Source organism: Ferruginibacter profundus (assembly GCF_054783275.1).
This window is the reverse complement of the sequence record NZ_BAAGQW010000002.1, coordinates 1257073-1276405: the sequence shown is the minus strand read 5'-3', so window position 1 is coordinate 1276405 and position 19333 is coordinate 1257073. Positions and strand designations below refer to the sequence as shown.

At 39.9% G+C, this 19333-nt stretch carries 14 protein-coding genes; 5 read left to right on the top strand and 9 right to left on the bottom strand.

Annotation, left to right across the window (positions count from 1 at the left end; all coding sequences use genetic code 11):
* Window positions 1-18: 18 nt before the first annotated feature.
* From pbpC to ACYVM0_RS15570, 7 genes are all read right to left on the bottom strand, one after another.
* Entirely contained in the window at window positions 19-2436 is a 2418-nt protein-coding gene (gene pbpC, locus ACYVM0_RS15600) for a penicillin-binding protein 1C (protein ID WP_460558324.1), read from the bottom strand.
* Between the two features lie 187 nt (window positions 2437-2623).
* Window positions 2624-8233 (bottom strand): alpha-2-macroglobulin family protein, encoded by a 5610-nt coding sequence (locus tag ACYVM0_RS15595; RefSeq protein WP_460558322.1) that lies wholly within the window; start codon window positions 8231-8233, stop codon window positions 2624-2626.
* A 377-nt stretch (window positions 8234-8610) separates the two neighbouring features.
* Window positions 8611-9006: a hypothetical protein gene (locus ACYVM0_RS15590; protein WP_460558320.1), complete on the bottom strand. Its 396-nt coding sequence runs from the start codon at window positions 9004-9006 to the stop codon at window positions 8611-8613.
* A 2-nt stretch (window positions 9007-9008) separates the two neighbouring features.
* Window positions 9009-10217 (bottom strand): diaminopimelate decarboxylase family protein, encoded by a 1209-nt coding sequence (lysA, locus tag ACYVM0_RS15585; RefSeq protein ID WP_460558318.1) that lies wholly within the window; start codon window positions 10215-10217, stop codon window positions 9009-9011.
* Window positions 10218-10401: 184 nt separating this feature from the next.
* Complete coding sequence (gene scpB / locus ACYVM0_RS15580) at window positions 10402-11193, bottom strand: SMC-Scp complex subunit ScpB (protein WP_460558316.1); 792 nt, start codon at window positions 11191-11193, stop codon at window positions 10402-10404.
* Between the two features lie 87 nt (window positions 11194-11280).
* Window positions 11281-12162: a F0F1 ATP synthase subunit gamma gene (atpG, locus tag ACYVM0_RS15575; protein ID WP_460558314.1), complete on the bottom strand. Its 882-nt coding sequence runs from the start codon at window positions 12160-12162 to the stop codon at window positions 11281-11283.
* A gap of 277 nt (window positions 12163-12439) precedes the next feature.
* Window positions 12440-13444 carry a helix-turn-helix domain-containing protein gene (locus ACYVM0_RS15570; RefSeq protein ID WP_460558312.1) on the bottom strand — a complete coding sequence of 335 codons (1005 nt, stop codon included), beginning with the start codon at window positions 13442-13444 and terminating at the stop codon, window positions 12440-12442.
* 16 nt (window positions 13445-13460) lie between these two features.
* Between ACYVM0_RS15570 and ACYVM0_RS15565 the strand changes: the two genes are divergently transcribed.
* Window positions 13461-13607, top strand: a complete 147-nt coding sequence (locus ACYVM0_RS15565) for a hypothetical protein (RefSeq protein WP_460558310.1) — start codon at window positions 13461-13463, stop codon at window positions 13605-13607.
* Between the two features lie 7 nt (window positions 13608-13614).
* Here the strand turns inward: ACYVM0_RS15565 and ACYVM0_RS15560 are convergent, their stop codons facing one another.
* Window positions 13615-16407: an outer membrane beta-barrel protein gene (locus ACYVM0_RS15560; RefSeq protein ID WP_460558308.1), complete on the bottom strand. Its 2793-nt coding sequence runs from the start codon at window positions 16405-16407 to the stop codon at window positions 13615-13617.
* A 266-nt stretch (window positions 16408-16673) separates the two neighbouring features.
* Here ACYVM0_RS15560 and ACYVM0_RS15555 point away from each other — a divergent pair, with 266 nt between their 5' ends.
* The 4 genes from ACYVM0_RS15555 to ACYVM0_RS15540 all read left to right on the top strand — a co-directional run bounded on the left by ACYVM0_RS15555 (window position 16674) and on the right by ACYVM0_RS15540 (window position 18482).
* Window positions 16674-16820 carry a hypothetical protein gene (locus ACYVM0_RS15555; protein ID WP_460558306.1) on the top strand — a complete coding sequence of 49 codons (147 nt, stop codon included), beginning with the start codon at window positions 16674-16676 and terminating at the stop codon, window positions 16818-16820.
* Window positions 16817-16957, top strand: coding sequence for a hypothetical protein (locus tag ACYVM0_RS15550; protein ID WP_460558304.1), 141 nt, complete (start codon window positions 16817-16819; stop codon window positions 16955-16957). Before ACYVM0_RS15555 ends, ACYVM0_RS15550 begins: the two co-directional genes overlap by 4 nt.
* Window positions 16957-17268, top strand: coding sequence for a hypothetical protein (locus tag ACYVM0_RS15545; protein ID WP_460558302.1), 312 nt, complete (start codon window positions 16957-16959; stop codon window positions 17266-17268). Before ACYVM0_RS15550 ends, ACYVM0_RS15545 begins: the two co-directional genes overlap by 1 nt.
* A 125-nt stretch (window positions 17269-17393) precedes the next feature.
* Window positions 17394-18482, top strand: a complete 1089-nt coding sequence (locus tag ACYVM0_RS15540; protein ID WP_460558300.1) for an MFS transporter — start codon at window positions 17394-17396, stop codon at window positions 18480-18482.
* On the opposite strand, the gene ACYVM0_RS15535 is transcribed toward ACYVM0_RS15540, so the two are convergent.
* On the bottom strand, window positions 18471-19175 hold the full coding sequence (locus ACYVM0_RS15535; protein ID WP_460558298.1) for a hypothetical protein: 705 nt from the start codon (window positions 19173-19175) through the stop codon (window positions 18471-18473). The two genes, ACYVM0_RS15540 and ACYVM0_RS15535, sit on opposite strands and share 12 nt — an antisense overlap.
* Window positions 19176-19333: the final 158 nt, after the last annotated feature.

Below are 19333 nucleotides of genomic sequence, written 5' to 3'. Positions count from 1 at the left end.
ATTTGGTTGCAGGAAAGCTTATGGCTTTTCTTTTTCCAGTATCTCAAACTGGCGGCTTACACTCAGGCCATTTTCATCTACCAATGTAATAATATGAATACCCGGCGATGGGTTGAGCGCCATCTGGTGAAAGTTTTGTGTGGTACCGATAAAATTATCGTCCAGGCTCCAGAAAATTTTTGCGCTGCTGCGGCGGTGTGCGGCAGTAAAAACAGTATTGCCTCTTTGGCCACTCACCTCCAGCGGTACATAAATTTTTGCATCGGGTTGCGGGTAGATGATCTCCATTACTTTGCCTGTTTCAGCAAATTCGCAACCGGCTTTAAAAGGCGGCAATATTTTATAGTCGGCATTTTTTTGTTTGTAGTAATATTCCATTGCAGGTGTAAGGATGAACCAGCTTTTGTGCTGCATGGCCGAAGGGCTTTCACATTGTTCTGTTACACGAAAGTTACCGGTAGCATCTAAGTGGATCATTTTATGATATACACATTGCGGCACTTTGGTTCCGTTGGGGGGCATAAATAAAGTATCTACATCGGGGCAATCAATATTGGCACGGTAACCGCTTTGCCTGCATACCGGCACAAATGAATAGTTGTATTTTGGTTTTTCAAACCAACCTGCCTGCCCGGCAGGCATATTAACGTTTGGCAGTACACGAAAAATATCAAACAGGATTGGTGCAGCGGTTTGTACGCCAATTAATCCGGGTCTTCCTTCGCCATCTGTATTGCCTACCCACACCGCCACTACATTTTTTGGTGTAACACCAATGGCCCATCCATCCCTGAAGCCAAAACTGGTGCCGGTTTTCCAGGCAATTTTTTGAGAAGAAGTGAATTGTTGCCACAAACCTTCTTCGCCGGGCCGCATTACTTCCTGCATGGCCTGGAAGGTGAAGTAAATGGAAGTTGCATCCAAAGGCAGGTTGGTAGTTGATAGTTGCTGTTGGCCGGGCGTTTGTTTAGCAATATAATTAGGCGGATGAAAATCATCCGGGTCGGGCTTGCCATGATTTTTGGTTTGATGGTTGAGTGTACGTGCCATGCTTGCATACACACCTGCAATATCCCATGCGGTTACTTCGCAGCCACCGAGAATTAAGCTTAATCCGTAAGTATCCGCATTCCTGTTTAATGTAGTGATGCCACATTGCTGCAGTGTTTCGTAAAAGCGCTGGTACTTGTATTGCTGCAATAATTTTACGGCAGGGATATTTAAACTTCTGGCCAATGCCCTGTTGGCGGGCACAGCGCCATCATAACCCAGGTCAAAATTTTGCGGCGCATAGCTGCCTATTTGTGTGGGAATATCAGGAATGATGGAGTTGGGCAATATCAGTCCATCACTCAACATGGCCGCATACAAAATCGGTTTTAAGGCACTGCCAGGGCTTCGTGGTGCTGCAATAACATCCACATCACTTTCCATTTCTTTATTTAGCGGATCGTAAATATTGCCAACATAGGCTAAGGTATTTCCAGTTTCCACATCTAATACCAACGCACAGGCATTATTGATGCCATTGCCTTTTAAAACCGCCTGGTGTTGTTGTACAATAGCAGCTACATTTTTTTGCAGGGCACCATCTAATGTTGTTTTAATTTTTGTGGTAGTGCTTAAATTTTTATTGTCTTTAATAAAACGTTGCAGCAGGTGGGGAGAATATTGAGGTAATGGTAAAGGATTACCCGGCAAAGATTCCAGCTTGGCTAATGTGCAACTGCTGGCATCAATTTTACCTGCATCTGATAATTTATCTAGGAGAGCATTTCTTTTTTTTAATAATACATCCCTGTTTTTTCCCGGATGTACTAATGCCGGTGCGTTGGGTAAAACTGCCAATGTTGCCATTTCGCCCCAGCTTAATTTATCCGGGCTTCTGCCATAGTAACGCCATGCGGCAGCATCCAGCCCAACTACATTGCTGCCGAATGGGGCATTGCTGGCATACAATGCTAAAATCTCTTTTTTGGAATAAGACATTTCTAAACGCACTGCTAAAATGCTTTCTTTTAATTTATTCCAGATGCTTCGTTTATCATCTTGTTTGGATAGCCGTATCACCTGCATCGTTAATGTACTGCCGCCCTGCACCACGCCTTTGTTTTTTATATTCTTTACCACCGCTCTGCCAATGGATACAGGATCTACACCGGGATGTTTAAAAAAACGTTTGTCTTCAAATGTGGTAATGCAATCAATGAATTTTTGTGGCACATTTTTATTGTAAGGAAAGCGCCATTGGCCATCGGCAGCGATAGTGGCATTGAGTAAGTTGCCATCTTTATCTTCAATTACATAACTGGTAGGAGCGTTGAATAATGTTTTTGGAAGAGAAAAATAAAACCAAATCAATAAACCTGCCACCATCAACAGTTTAATTTTGGTTGCTGTGCGGAGAGATTTTATCCGGGAGAAAATATTTTTCAATGTATATGCAAAACGCAATTAAAGTTCAATAAAGGTATGACGCAGAAGTGAAATTGATTTTTCCTTTTACTAAAAGAAAAAATAAACAGAACAGGTTCACAATGATGTAAGATAACATTACCGGGCTGGTCCAAAAAAATACAACCGCCGGCAGGGTTTGTAACCGCTGCCGGCGGTTGTATAAAAATTATTGGTTTACTACTTCCACCCATTTACCATTCACACCTGCACTGATCGTATTGTCATACATTGCTTCGCAGAAAGTACCGGGAAGAAAATATCTTCCGAGATACGAAGCATTTAATTGCACGTAATAGGTCAATGTTTCGTTAGGGTTGATGTTGAAATAAGTGTACACCCGGTCATCACGAATATCCTGGTAGGTAGAAAAAGATGATTTGAATGCACCTTCGCCACCCAGCATTCTTGCATTTAAGATTTCCCAGCCACTCGGGAAGATTTGTGATAATGCCATTTGAGAATAGTAACCACGGCCTCCGGGATTTTTCAAAATCACTTTGGCCACAAAGTCGCTCCCCTGTGTAAGTTTGTTGATGTCAATGGCTTTACCGTCCTGCGACATATAACTCACGCTCATAGCCAGCACCGCCGGGTTGTTGTTTACTTTTAAGCTATCGCCTGCCAGTGGTTGCCCTTTAGTGATCATTCTTACATACAAAGTATTGCTGCCTTTATTGGTGATGACCACATTACTTGTATTCTGATTTTTAAATACCACAGGTAACTGGCGGATATAGGTCGCCGCATTGATGTCTGTTTGTTTGCCATCAATGCTTGCAGAAGAAATGATCTTGGCACCGCTTGGATTTTTACCGCAGAATTTTGCAATGGCAATTAAACTGTACGCCGTGGTTTGTGTGCTATACCAATAATCCTGCGATAATTTTGCTGCAATTGAACGTAAGAGCTCCTCTGCTTTTGCTTTTTTGCCGAGCAAGGTTAAGGTTTCTAAAACCATGGCTTCATCTCTTGTGTTAGAACCATAAGTATAACCCGGACTGCTTCGCACATCAAATGTTGCAGACAAACCGCTGATGAGATCTAAAGCAGTATTGCTTTGTCCTGCTAATTGATAAGCAGCCGCCAGGCGCCATTTGGCTTCAGGAGACAAATATTTAAATTCTTTTAAACGGTTCATTGCACCAAGTTCAGGCGCTTTTGCTAACGCTAATGTATACAAGCGATAGGATTGTGTAAGATCGCCACCATAAAAATTACTGGTGCTGGGTACCCAGCTGTTGGCTTTGCCACGCTGGTAATTTTTCCACTGCTGTAACATATAATCACTTACAAAATAGCCGTTGGCTTGTGCCTCTACCAAAAAGTGTCCGGCATAATTGCTGCCCCACTCATCGCTTTCGCTGCCACCGGGCCAGTAACTAAAACCACCATCGGGGCGCTGAAAGTTTTGCAGTTTTCCAATACCGGCTTTTACATTTTTATCTACCTGCGATTTTTTGTAGTCATCTAAATCAGTTAATTGATTTAATACCAGCTGCGGAAAAACTGATGAGGTAGTTTGTTCTATACAGCCATGCGGATATTCAATTAAATAATCCAAACGCTTTTGCAAATTCATTGACGGTACGCTGGAAATTTCAATGGTAGCTGAACTTGTTGCTGCCACACCAATTGGTGCTGCGGTGGTTTTCCATTGCTGCCCTGGTGCTAATGTAATTTCACTGATGCTGGTTACCGGGGGATTTGGATTGCGTATATCTAATTCCACTTCGTAATCCGCTTTTTCTCCCCCCGACGAAGCCAGCAATTTTACTTTGCCAATACCGGTATTGGGTTTTACCCTTACATCAAAATAAGCCATTTGCTCACCGGGTTGTGTAAAACTTATGGTTTGTGTGCTGCCGCCTGCCACTTCTAAAAACGGATTGGATTGCAAAGAAAGAGTTACATTTTTAATATTATTCTCCATCGCAAAAACAGTAACGGGTAATTTGATGGTTTCGCCCGGGCCAAGTACTCTTGGCATAGTAGCTAATAACATCAGTGGTTTTTTTACAGCTACTGCTTTTTCTGCAAAGCCATAACTGCCTTCGTGTGCAGCCACTACCATAGCTCTTACCGAACCAATATAAGAGGGTAATGTGAAGGATTGTTTTTGCGTTTGCCCGCTGCTTAAATGAAATGGCCCGAGATATTTTACCACCGGTTTAAAACGGTTGGCAGTTTTTTGCTTACCACCTGTAGCATCAGCATCACCACCAATAGTTAATATTCTTTCTAAGTCGCCACCCCATGCGCCGATCACATAATCAAACATATCAAAACTTTTTACACCTAATGCTTCTCTTGCATAAAATGCTTCATGGGGATCGGGAGTTTTAAATCTTGTAAGGTCTAATAAACCTTCATCAACTATAGCAACACAATAGGTCATTTCTTTTCCTTTCTCTTCACTCACCGTAAATGAAACGTTTTGTTCCGGACGTATGCTGCTGGGAATAGTAATGATCGGCTTTAATATCGTATTCTTATCTTCCACAAAAATGGGAATGGAGCCATACATTCTTATAGGCAGGTCATTAATGGTTTGTGAATGTGGTTGCAATAAACTCACCGTAGCATACACATTTGGCGCCATGGTTTTATCGGCTTTAAATTTCACTACGGTTTGCCCTTGTATCGTTTCCTGGAAGAAAGATTGTAATACTTTGCTTCCGTTTTCAATACTTACTAAAACCCTGCCGCCTTTACTGCTGGGAATATTTAACGCAACTTCATCGCCTACATTGTATTTTTCTTTACTGGCTTTAAAAGAAAGCATTGATGCCGCCGTCTGGTCTCCATCACCGCCACGGCTTTGCCAGCCGGGTTCATCAATGTATAAAGTAGAGCCGGAAGTGTGTCCGCTCTTCAGATCTTTTACTAAGATCAAATAACGTCCCCATTCATTTTCTGAAGTGCCAAATGTCCACTGCCCACGACCGTTAGTTAAGTGTACGGTTTCTTTTTTCAGCAACTTGTTGTATTCATTTTGCGTAAAATTGCTGAGGTTGTCGCCATTATTATCCCACCACCAGCGCCACTGAATGCGGTAGAATTCCACTTCCACATCATTATTGCCGCCAATTAAATTTCCTTTGCTATCCACATTCACAATTTGTGAAGTATGTTTTTTCCCGGTCAGTAAATAATCAAAAGGTTTTTCACCATCAGGTAATTTTAAACCCACATAACTGCTGTACGGGCTATAAGGAATACTCATATTATCAATACTGAATGTACCACCCGGCTCAAAAACTTTTACCACTAGGTTAGCCGTTAACATACCCGGTGCAGTTTCATCGATCTGAAAATCGGGTTTTAATGTGGCATTGCCTTCCGCATCTAATGTGCCATCATAAATTGTTTTTTGTTGGGTAGAATAATTAGCAGTCGGGTTATCAAAATCAAAACCTGCAAATTTGGGGAAGGAAGTTGTTTTGGCATACAGCGAAGCATCGATCTTGGCTTTTAAATTTTTACCCACTGCACCAAATAACCATTTGGCATTGATGGCACCTGCAGTAGTGTTGCCCTGGCCAAGCACCGCATCTTTTCCAAAATCAACATTTATTTTAAGGCGGTTAGGCATTACCGTTTCTACCTTTACTCTTTTTTCAAAAGTGGCGCCGCCTACTTTAATTTTTGCCAGCCAGTTTCCTGTAGGTGAAGCTGCATCAGTATTGGTTTTAAAAAGATAAAAACCATCATCCGCATTATTCTGCACCACATGTTTATACAATTGACCGGTAGGGGTGAAGAGGCTGAATTCAACCGGGTGGTCTTTAGGTAATTTACCTTCCTTATCTTCTACAATAAAATTAATGTACATAGTGTCGCCCGGGCGCCATACACCACGTTCGCCAAAGATGAAACCTTTGATGCCATTCTTTACTTCTTCGCCACTTACATCAAAGCGGCTCAGGGCTAAAGAATTACCATCGTCCAATTTTAAATAACCTCTTTCTTCACCTTTTTTTGCAATGAGCAAATAAGGTTTTCTTTTCAGGTCAATATCTGCAAATCCGTCGCTACCGCTTTTTACTTTGCTGATAATGGTTTGCTGGTAATCCATAATTTCCAGTTCAACATCACCCATTGGTTCAGTAGTAAGAATATTGGTAACAGCAATTTTTATACTGTTATCATTACCACGCTTAGCGGTAAGGCCAATATTGCTGGCAAGAATATTCCTGGTTGCCCAGCGGTCTTTGTTATAATAAGATTTGCTGGTGGGGTCGTCTCTTCTTTCCCAGTTATACCCGTAAGGATAATATTGATCGTAACGGTCCCAGAATTCATCATCGTCATCTACACCATTTCTATTGTATTCACCATAGCCTTCGTCATAGCCTTCTTCCTCGCTGTCTTCAGCTTTGCCTTTTGTTGTATCTGCTGATTGTGATTGATACATCGAATACTCCGGCCTGAAGCCAATGGTTACACGATAAATAGCCCCTTGCTCTGTTTTCAAAAACTTATCAATGTCTAAAGAGAAATGTTGTTTTTTATGCAGGTCCAATGTTTTATCATCATCTAAACGCAATGTTTTTTGAACAATAGGTTTTGCCACTCTTCTTAATTCGCTGTTGCCGCTCAGGTCATTTTCCTGTAAAAACTGTGGTACGTTATTCTCATAAATTTTAATGATGCTGATATCCACCGCATTCAGATTGATGGATTCAAAAGGCAATACCAATCTGCCGCTATTAGGCAAGATATTCCCTTTACCATGAATTTTTACCGAGGGCATCCTGTTCTGGAAATTAATGTTGGCGGTAAATCCTTTATCTAACACATCGCCCCAGGTATTTTTGATGCCTGAATTAATATTTACAGTATAGTTGCCATCTAATTTTCCATTACCAAAAACTTTTACTTCACTGCCATTGATGGTATAGGAAATATCCGATTGTCCGCTGATATTGATCAGGCCAGTTAATTCCTGTCCCACAGCAATCGGGTCGCTGAATTGTACAGATGCATATTGCTGTGCATCATTAATAGCCGTTACATTTAACACTTTAAAATCACCCACTGCCGGAACAGCCACTGCACTATTGCCCTTTACATCCATACTCATCGGGCTGCCATCCCAGTGTATATCAACATTACTTACAGATGACGTTCTTTCAATATTATCAATAGTATAGCTGTGCGTTTTAGTGGCATCGTTATGCTGCCAGTTAATTTTTAAAGCTTTGCCGCTTTGTGTTGCTACCAGTAATTTTTCAACTTCGGCACCTTTTTCCACGTCAGCTGTCTCCAGGTCGCCGCTCAAGGTCATTTTATTTTTTACGCCGCTGCTGCGCAATCCTTCATCGCTTACTTTAAATGAAGGCTTAACGGTTTGCATACTGAATTTAAAGTCTTCATACTTGCCGGGTACTTTGGTTACATTACCCAATTTGAATTTTACGGTATACAACTGATTGGGCTTTAACCAGGCTTCCGGTTTAAATTCAATTGTTCTGGCGTCTAACCAAAATGCTTTTCCCTTAACTGAAGGAGAAAAGTCAAAGAGGTCATCTTTTACGGCTTCTCCTACGGCATGGGTGGTGTTGGCATCAGTTGCCAGCTGAATGCGTACGGCAGATGTTTTGGAAACGGTGCCTGTAGTGTAGGCGTCAATGTACTTGCTGAATGCAGGATCTACATCAATCCATTTGTCTTTTTTGTTGCAGGATGAAAACAGAGCAAGGATTACTGTAAGGCACAGTATTGCCCTAAAAGTTGCACTGAACTTTTCAGGACGGGGAACACGGTCGTGATCCATAAATTTAAAGTTGTAATTTTTTTGTTCAGCAAAACCAGGACGGCTTTACTGTTTTTGTTTTGATGACGTAAATGTGATAAGAATTTTTGGATTCTGCAATAGTGGGGAGAAATATTTTTAGTTAAAGGTTGTATAAAACTAGCAAAAGGTAAATCAGTTTTGTTTTTTAGAGAGATTCGTTAGCAGTAAATATATAATTACCCCTCCGCACAAAACAATAAAGCTGTTGCTGTCAGGATTAGTTGGCCTGTTTGGGTCGCCGGTGGAAATATGTATAATTTCAGAAAGCATACCTCCGCCAAATAAACTAATAATAACTCGTACCCAGGTCTTTTGAAGGTATTTCACAGCTGTAAAGTTTAATCTGATAAAAATGATTAGTCTAATTTGGTTACTTCAACGTTGTATGTGCCATTAGTTAGTGAAGAAGAGGTTTGTTGTGTGTATGACCTTCCTGATGTGGCAATGATCTTTACATGAATTTCGAGGTTGGATGGAAAATCAATTTTATTTTCATTACGGATAACTTTGTCCAGCTTTAGTGTATAGGAACAGTTGTCCTGCCAGGTAATGCTGAATCGTACCACAGCCTTCAGCGATTCACTGGACTCAGTCTGGTAACCGCCTCTGCGCTCTGCAATGGTTACCACACCCACTCTTGTATCTGCAATCCTGAATTTGCCTTCTTTAAATTTAAAGCAATCCGCAGTTTGACTGAATGCTGTAAAAGCAGGTAAGAATAGTAGTGTCAGTATAGTGATATTTTTCAACATTATTAAAGCACCTGGTTACTCAGTATATCTTCAAATGTATCTCTTTTTCTTATGAGAGTCGCTTTACCATCTTTTATCAATACCTCGGCAGGTTTGTAACGGCTGTTAAAGTTGCTGCTCATCTCAAATCCATAAGCACCTGCGTTTTTAAATACCAGCAGATCGCCTTCTCTTACGGCAGCAATTTTTCTATCCCAGGCAAAAGTGTCGGTTTCGCAGATATTACCGGTTACGGCATAATGTTTTTCTTCGCCGGCAGGGTTGCTGATATTCTCTATCTGGTGATAAGCATCATAAAACATAGGGCGTATCAGGTGATTAAAACCAGTATTCAATCCTACAAAAGTGGTGTTGGTATTTTCTTTGATCACATTTACTTCTGCAATTAAATAACCTGATGCACTTACTAAAAATTTACCCGGTTCAAACCAAACCTGTAAATGTTTGCCATTGGGGTTGGGATGATTGGCAAATGCTTCATGTACTTTTTGCGCCAATAAAGGGATGTCCGTTTCTGCGTCGCCTTTTTTGTACGGCACTTTAAAACCACCGCCAAGATCTATAGATGATAATTCTTTGAATTGAGGGATGATGTCGAACAAAACTTCAATACCTTTTACAAATACATCTACGTCTTTAATATCGCTGCCCGTATGTATATGAAGATTTTGGATGAACAGATCATATTGTGAAACCAGTGCAACGATCTTATCTAACTGGTCAATGGGAATACCGAATTTACTTTTATCATGCCCGGTAGAAATTTTGATATTGCCACCCGCCATAATGTTGGGGCGTAGGCGAATACCAACAGGATAACTATGCCCGAATTTTTTGCCGAACTTCTCCAGGTTGCTCAGGCTGTCGATATTGATATTTACGCCTAAGCTTTGCGCCTCTTCTATCTCGCTAAAATGAATACCATTGCTGGTGTATAACACATTGCCGGGCTCAAAGCCAGCCAGCAAAGCCAGTTTTACTTCGTTGATAGAACTGCAATCCACATTGCAACCAATGCTTTTAATGTGTTTTAAAATATTGATATTGGTGAGCGCCTTGCAGGCATAAAAAAACTTTGTATCAGTTTGTGCAAAGGCATCGGTTAGCCGTTGGTATTGTGCCGTGATGTTGTCCGCATTATATACATACAATGGTGTACCAAACTCCCGTGCAGCGGCAATTAATTGTTCGTTGGGTAATTGTTGTGACATTTTGCGAATTTACGAAGGAATGGAACACGGATTCCGGGGATTGATAAAGATTATAGAAATTGAGATGAAAACTTTAAGCTTCGCTTAAATAAATGGGAATATGGATTGTGCAGCCAGGATCGATTTTTACCGATAAAAAAAGGCATGAAATAATTCATGCCTTTTAAAAACCTGTATAATATGCTTAGCCTTCGTTTTCTTCTTTATCAGCATCCGGCTTTTCTTCAATAATTTCTCCTGCTTCAGTAACTGCTAAAATAGTTTCTTCCTGTGATTCTGCAACTACAATAATTTCTTCGGTTTCTGCAACTTCAATTTCTTCTTCTGCAGCAATCTCTCTTTCCATTGGTGTGCCATGGGCAACATCAGATTCGTATTCCTGTTGTTCCGCCCTGGCTTCAATTACATTAGTAGCATTTACCAATTCTTCCATCATTACTTCACTAATCTTAGGCAGATCATCTGCACTGTTGATACCAAAATAATCCATAAAAGATTTTGAAGTAGAGTAGATCAATGGCTGGCCCACTGCATCTTCTTTTCTTCCGGATATTACCACCAGATCTTTCTCTAATAACTTTTGTACGGCATAATCGCAGTTTACTCCACGAATAGCTTCCATTTCACTTTTAGTAATGGGCTGCTTGTAGGCAATAATAGCCAGGGTTTCCAAAGCTGCAGTAGAAAGGCGTTTTAAAAATTTATCGCCATTTAATAAAGCAACTGTTTTATAGTATTCCTTCTTGGTTAAAAACTGTAATCCACCTCCTATCTCTCTCAGTTCAAAAGCGTAAAATTCAGCACTATACTTTTCTCTTATACCATCAAGGGCAGCGTCAATCTGCTCGGGAGTTGCCCTGTCTTCAATAAAGCCTAAAGCATTATTCAGCAGGTCCACCAGTTCCAGCCTGGTCAATGGTTTATCACTTGCAAAAACCAATGCTTCTATATGAGGTATAATCTGAGAAAGCTCCATTTTGATTGTAGATTTTAGATTGTAGATTTATGATTTGAATTGCGTTGTAAAATCCGCCATCTGAAATCATTAATCACAAATCGTTTTTTAGCCGTTTAATGCAGCTGCACCACTTACAATTTCTGTAAGCTCAGTGGTAATGGCAGCCTGCCTTGCCCTGTTGTAACTGATCTTTAATGATTTTAATAATTCATTGGCGTTATCACTTGCCTTATCCATTGCTGTCATCCTTGCACCATGTTCGCTGGCATTGCCATCAAGTATAGCCTTGTATAATTGAGTATTTAAGATCTTGGGCATCAGTTCTGCAATCAAAATCTCTTTGCTGGGTTCAAAAATGAAATCTGCATTTTTTTGTCCTGCAGCTTTTTCAACTTTTGATACCGGTAAAAAAGGTTCTGCAATAAAACGCTGGGTAGCGGCATTTTTAAATTCGCTGAAAACTAATTCTACTGCATCTACTTCTTTATTAGCAAAAGCATCCATAGCATATTTTGCGGCAGCCTGTACTTTATCAAAACTTAAGCCGGTAAAAATATCCCAGTATTTATCTACTACTTTAAAACCATTCTTGGTAAAATGTTCATACCCCTTTTTGCCAATAGGTAATACCTGAACATTGCCTTTTGCCAGTTGCTGGGGGTATTTGTCTTTAATTACCTGCTTGGCTAATTTAATCAGGTTACTGTTGTAGCCACCACATAAGCCCCTGTCGCTGGTAACCAACATAATTAAAACTTTTTCTACCGGCCTTTCAGCAGCCAATGCCACTTTTACATCGCCATCGCTATTGCTCACAATATTACTCAGCATTTCCTGCAACTTGTGTGCATAAGGGCGCATTTGTGTAATGGCATCCTGTGCACGGCGCAGTTTTGCCGCACTCACCATTTTCATAGCTTTAGTGATCTGCTGTGTGCTCTGCACACTTTTAATTCTGTTACGAACCTCTTTTAATGCACCTGACATATTGAAATAATTAGAAAATTAACGCTTGGTTTTCGGGTGGCAAAGGTAGGGCAAAACGGGCAAAAACAAACACCCCTTTTCGAAATGAAAAAAGCCCGGGTAATCGGGCTTTTCATTGTGGTTTCATAGCACATTATCGAATTATTTGCTGTAATCGGGGGTTTTACCGGCTTTAAAGGTTAGTGGACTTTAAATTGGCTTAAGAGGTAAAATTAAAAGAAACCGTTATGGTTCTTGTGTTGTATACGGCTTAATGATAGCCGTATTAGCTATTTTTTTAAAGTACTTGCTGTATTTCGCTGGGCAAATAGCTGAATTCTTTTTTAAATGCCACAGAAAAATTGCTCAGGTTCTGGTAGCCCAGCATGGTGCCCACCTGTGAAATACTGTGCTCACGGCTACACAGCAATTCCTTTGCTTTATGCATCCGGTTCTTTTGATAATATTGATAAACGGCCATGCCGTAAGCTTTTTTAAACAATTTCTTCAATTTGCTTTCGCTCATATAAGCTGTTTTGGCAAGTGTTTCTACAGAAGGAAAACCGGCAGTAAGGTTTTTTGATAACAGGCGCTCCACTTTTACGATGGCCTGGAAATCTTTGGGATTAGCAAATTCGGGCATACTGGTTAAGCCTCTGTGGCAAAGCCGGGTAAGAAATTGCTCTGTTAAACGCAGTACCCTGCTTTTTATAAACAAACCGGGCAGCAGGCTTTGTTCGGAACTAATAAAAATATCATTTAAAATACTGCGCTGTTTAGCACTGATAAAATCTGTTACACAATCTTTTTGTTTTATCATTTCCAGTTTCTCCGGGGTAAGATCTTTGATGTTTTCTTTTAACCAGGCTTCGGATAGCTGAACAGATAATCCTTTTACAATAGTGCCTTTTTTTAATTGTAAATGCTGATGGGTTAAACTGTTGGTCATTAAGGCAATGCTGTAATATTTATCATTGCTTTCAATAACAGTACCACCGGTTTTGCAATACACTTTTTCATCAAACTGCACTTCGTAAAAATAGAGCATCAGGTGCAGCTCTTTGGATGGGGTGCGCAGGCATTCAAGATCTGTATGAAGGGTGTAGTTTACGATCCGGTAAGACAGGCCGGGTTCAATAGTTTTTGCTTTTGCATATCCTGCCGCAACATTTTCGGGATAGGCTATCCGGTCGGCAAGGGTGGTGGCTTTAATATGGTTGCCAAAATTGGTTACCCATTTTTCATAATCTTCCTGGTAATAATTGAAAACCAACGGTTTGCCGGCAATATTCAGGGCATTCATAAAAGATAAGTTTATAATGTATGCACTCAAGATGGAAGGCAATAGAAAATGGTTGCAACTACAGGCAACTAATTCGGGCGCAGGTGTCACCGAAAAAGACAAATGGGGAATATGGTATGATTTTGCTATACAATATTCCCCACCCGGGTATTTATTAGATTAGAATTTGTTTAAAACATTCTCATGGCAGGGCCGCCCATGGTACGCATATTACCACCTTGCGCCGCCTGGCCCACAAATTTTTGAATGCGGTAGGTGAACGTAAGTAAGAAATAACGGGTTAATTTATTGGTTCGGGTATCAGTTATAGAACTACCGTATATGCTGCGGCTGATATTGGTATTTTGTTTAAACAGATCGTAGGCGGCAAATTTAATGATGCCGTTCTTCTTTTTAAATAATTGTTGTTCTATTGAACCATTCATTAAAACGGGGTTTTGGCTTACACCGCTGGCAAGGCCATTGTTCATGGTATAATCAAGGTCATATTTTACTACCAGCGTTTTGGTTACATTAACATTGATATTGTTGGTCAGCGTCCAGGCATTGCTGCTGCTGTTTACAAAACTGGTAGGTTTGTCTGATGTACTTTTATATTTCACATCGTTCAAACTGTAGTTCACTCCGCTTCCTAATTGTAACCATTCCTTTAAATTATATTCAAAACCAAAACCCTGGCTGAGTACCCAGTTTTGCCCGATGGTTTTAATATCATCAGTAAGGTTGATATTGTGGTTAAAGTTGGCAGAACCGTTCAAACTGAAAACATACTTGCGGTTTTTAAATGGTTTTGAAAAATTATAAAAACCCGTAAGGTTGTAGTAGCCATTTACATTTTGCGGAAGGCTTGTTCTGTATCCTGTACTTTTATTGATGATACTGTTGTTGATGATCTGGTTTTTAATAGTGCTGAAATTAAGGGCAGTAAATAATACTTTGCCCGTGATCAGGTTAAAACTATTGTAGGTTAAATTGATGTTCTGTGTAATGGATGGTTTTAAGTTAGGATTACCAATAATAATATTCTGGATATTACTTGAATCTACAACCGGCTGCAATTGGGTAAACGTAGGCTGGGTGGCATTACCGCTATAAGTAGCATTAATTGCTTTGGTACGGCTGAAATTATAAACCAAACGTGCAATAGGAAAAATATTTACCCTGGTAATGGATTTATACGCACTGTCTTTAGTAATTGATTTACCCTGCAGATCAACCGGCTGTACACTTACACCCAAAGTGTAATTGTATTTTTTCATGGTAGTTCTTAATGAAAGGCCGATACGATTATTATAAAAATCATTTTCATAGTCATTACTTAAAAGCCCGTTCATGGTTTTTATCTGCGTTAATGAATCTACGTTGTACGTTTTTTTATTATTGCGGGCATAGTTTAAATTATGAGAATAAGAAAGATCTAAACTGCGGTATTTGCTGATGGGTTCGGAGTAAGTGAAACGAACACCATAATTATGGTTATCATTTTCCTGGTCAATATATTGAAAGGTATTTTTAGGACCGATAAAAGGACCCTGGTAATAATAACTCAGGTTGGTTGCATCCTGTGTGGAATTACTGTTTGAATTGCCCAAACTTCCGCTGGCTGAAAAATTTCTGCCACGTTTCCGGAATTTATGGTTGAACAAAACATTTATACTGAGGTTAGGCGATTTTGAATCGCTTAAATTTTTATTGCTTCCGTCGGTAGTTTTACCCGTACCGGTTTTAGTATTGTTGAAAACAGTGTTACTATTACCATCACTATTGCTGTAACTGAAATTGGGTGTAACTTTTAAATAATTAAAGGAATCTACCTGGTATTCTATATTAAACGTTGCCCGGTGACTGCCGCCGGTAGTTAAAGAATTGGCATCCTGCTGATTAATGAATGTACCATTGGCAGAATTATTTTGAGAAGAAATATTTTGTAACTGGCTGGTGTTTCTGTGGCTGTAACTATAGCTGCCGTAAACACTCACTCTTTTACCCCATTGGTCCCTGTAATTAAGACCGGTTGAGTTTGTTGCAGTGATACCGGAATTTCCACCGCCGCCAAACTGGCTCATATCTATTCCTCCGCCACTACCCATTGCTATCATACTGCTCATACCACGGTTGCCGCCACCACCAAAATTAAACAAAGAGGCATTGGTATTATTGCTGTTGCCTACGAGGGATATCTGCGTATTATTGTTGAAGTAATTACCGTTAAAAGAACCGAGGTAACGGTCTTGTGTACCTGCTCCCACAGTAGCCCTGCCAAAAAACCCTTTATTCTTATCTTTTTTAAGCTGTATGTTGATCACTTTATCGGGATCACCATCTTTAATGCCGCTTACGGTTGCCTGGTCGCCGTAATCATCAATTACCTGTATCTTATCTACAATATTGGCAGGTAATTCTTTGGTGGCAGTTTTAAGATCGCCACCAAAAAAATCTTTGCCGTTTACTTTTACCCTGGTAACGCTTTTGCCCTGCGCTTTTACATTACCATCTTTATCAACATCAATACCAGGTAATTTTTTCAACAGGTCTTCTACTACAGCACCTTCCTTGGTTTTAAATGCATCCGCACGGTATTCTACGGTATCTTCTTTTACAATTATGGGGGCCGATTCTACAATCACTTCATCCAGTAATTTGGCACGGCTGGCTAAAATAACAGTACCAATGCTGATGGTTTTTTCCTGTTGCTTTACAGGAACAAATTTTGCAACCGGTGCAAAGCCACTGTTGGTAATGATCACAGAAAAATTTGAAGAAGGGACCACATCAAAATTAAATTCACCCTTATCGTTGGTAAAAGTATAAGTGGTATCGGTAGGGTTGGTTTTAATAACAAGGCCTACAACGGCTTTGTCAATTGGCTTTTTTGAAGCAGAATCAATTACAGTGCCCTTTACCTGGGCTTTTGCAGCAAGTATGCCTACGGTTAAACACAGACTAAGTACAAGTTTTCTCATAAAGAAGTTATGGTATTACGAAAAATTTCGTGTAAAAGTAATACCCCGGACTTTATTTCAAACTTTTTTTTTATAAGTGGTAAGTAGTTTATAAAATGATTAACAGTTTTTTTTCACTGATTGTTTTTTACTATTGGCCAAATGTGTAATTGAAGCGGACAATTGAGGGGGTGAATTATTGTTGCTATTTTCAACGTTTAAATAATATACCTGCACAAGGGTATTGCTCTTTTAACTGCATATGATTAGTTTCACGTAAACTTTCAATGATGAAGCAGTTTTTCCTGGATGTGGTGGAAGAACCCTGGCTGCAAAGAAATGGCAGGGATATTATTATACTCACCATAATGGCGGTGGTAGCCATTGCAGCTATTGTGGGTATTTTTATGTGGATCAAAAAAAGAAAAAAATGACAATAAGTACAATACTCCTCGATGGTGTTCCGGAGGAATTTGGAATTGCGATAAGTTTCATTTTTTTTGGTGTTGTGGTGCTGGCGCTTTTTTTACTGATCTATTTTTTTCTTAAACAAAAAAATAAAAAATCCTGATGCCGGTATGGTATTATTTCCTGCTTACTTTAGTTATTGAACTGCCAATAGTTGGTGTTTTTTTTAGTAAGCGATGGAAGTATGCATTACTCATTGGTTTTTTATTAAATCTTTTTACATGGCCATCGCTGAATATTTTATTGTTTTACACCCACTGGAATATTAATGTTTTGGAAATTGGCGTAGCTGTAACAGAAAGTGCCGGCTACTATTTATTAATGCAATGCAGTTGGAAAAAGGCGCTGTTACTCGGTTTTATAGCAAACGCTATCAGTTACGGAATAGGAGTAATACTGAATAGCTATTTATAGCGGCAGAAAAAAAATACTCCATATGCAATGTTCAATACTAAATGAAAATAAGCCTGCGTTTGTTGAATATTGGATATTACCGTGACGTTTTATTATAAACTAACACGTTTTAAATAACTATCGAAGTGAAGTATAACTATCAGCTACCAGCTAAAAACTATCAACCTGTATTATGGGGTTTGCTCCATGGCCTCAACGATTTTGCTGCAGGTTTTATGCTGGCAGGTTACACTTATCATCATAATGCTTCCGATAGTTTTTTATTCATCGTTATTTATTCCATCATTGGTTTTGGCGGTCAGTTGCCTGTTGGGTTTTGGTTAGATTATAAAAAACAAATCAAACCATTTGCTGCTGCTTCGCTTATATTATTACCGGCATCAATGCTGATGTATTTTATAAATGCAGAAACGGGTATTATATTCTCAGGTATAGCATCTGCATTGGTGCATGTAACAGGCGGGGCGGTGTGCCTGCTACATGAGTGCGGCGGACAGGGACAAGAAAATAAGGCCGGGCCACTGGCATTATTTACAGCACCGGGCGTTTTGGGCTTAACCATTGGTGGTGCGCTGGGAATGTTATCAATGTATAGTTTGTGTTTTGTTATAGTTGCAGTTGTACTGGTTGCAGTATTTATCCGTAGCAATAATTTACCTGTTTATAAAGCACCCGAAAAAAAGCATAGTGAACTGGATGCACATGATTTTATCATGCTGGGTATTTTACTCATTATGTGTTTTCGTTCTTTTGTTTTTGATATTATTAATCATGTGGCACATGATTATGAAAATGGTATTCTTATTATTGGTATCAGTGCATTTATTGGAAAAATAGCCGGCGGTTTTGTAGCCGATAAAATCGGCTGGAAAAAGTTTGTGTACATTTCACTCCCCATTGCATTGGTGCTCTTTCAATTTGGCAAAGAAAATATTTATGCATTGGCATTTGGTATTGCCTGTTTGCAAAGCAGTGTGCCCATTACACTATTGTTGATGAGCAGGAGCCTGCCTTTGTATCCTGCAACAGCAACGGCTTTAAGCCTGGGTACCTCGGTGGCCCTGGCCGGCTTACCGGTTTATTTAATCAGCGAAAGGAAAATAATACTGGATGGTTTTAATAATGCCTGGCTGACAGCCATTGTATTTGTTCTGTTATTTTTAAGCTGGCTGCTGGCAGACAAATTTTTATTTGGAAAAAAATTACTCCGATAGTTTGATCGTCACCGGTCTTAACGCATAGCGTATGCTTATCTTTCCACCTTCGGCAGTACTTTGCTGCAATGGGATGCTTCTGTATAACGCTGCTTCAAGGGTTAATGTTTTGGTTTTCTGACGTTTCAATTCTTTTGCCGGTATCACAATAGTATTGCTTTTATCTGCGGCATTATGTGTAACACTAAAACTACTGTCCGTATTGCCGGTGCCTACTTCAATATAATCATCGCCCTGTAATGGCGTAGTTTCAAAATTCAGGTTAAAGGATTGTTTTTTGGAAACTGTGGCCGGTACATTTACCAGTTTAAAAGGATCGAAAGAAAAACGATTCTCCAGCTTTTTATTATCGGTTGTGGTAAACGTGATGTTATGCTTTCCTGTAAAACCAGCCGCCGGCTTATAGATGCTGTAATAAGCGCCCCCGCCGGCGCTGCTGTCTACCGGCAACTTTTCTCCGTCAAATTGAACCTGGCTGGGGGTATTTAATACCAGTGTTGTGCCATGCTGACCGGCAAACCTGAACTGGCAATACACTTCTGCATTGGTGTTTCCTTCTGTATAATTAACCGTATATCCCTGGTAAATTTTATCCTGTGCTACATCTTTACTGTCACCTATTTCGTTGCTGCTGCAGGCTGCAAATGCAAAAATAACTGCAATTAAAACGGGTGCTGGTTTACTTTTAAACATATTGTTGGTTTTTTACTTTATGCCCTGTTTTATTAAAAAGTTAGTTAACAAAACCCTAAACCCCTGAACTCTAAACCCCTCAACTGGTAAACCTCTAAACTCAAAACCTCTAAACCCAAACTATTTGCTACCTTTGCCACCCTCATTAAACCGGGGAC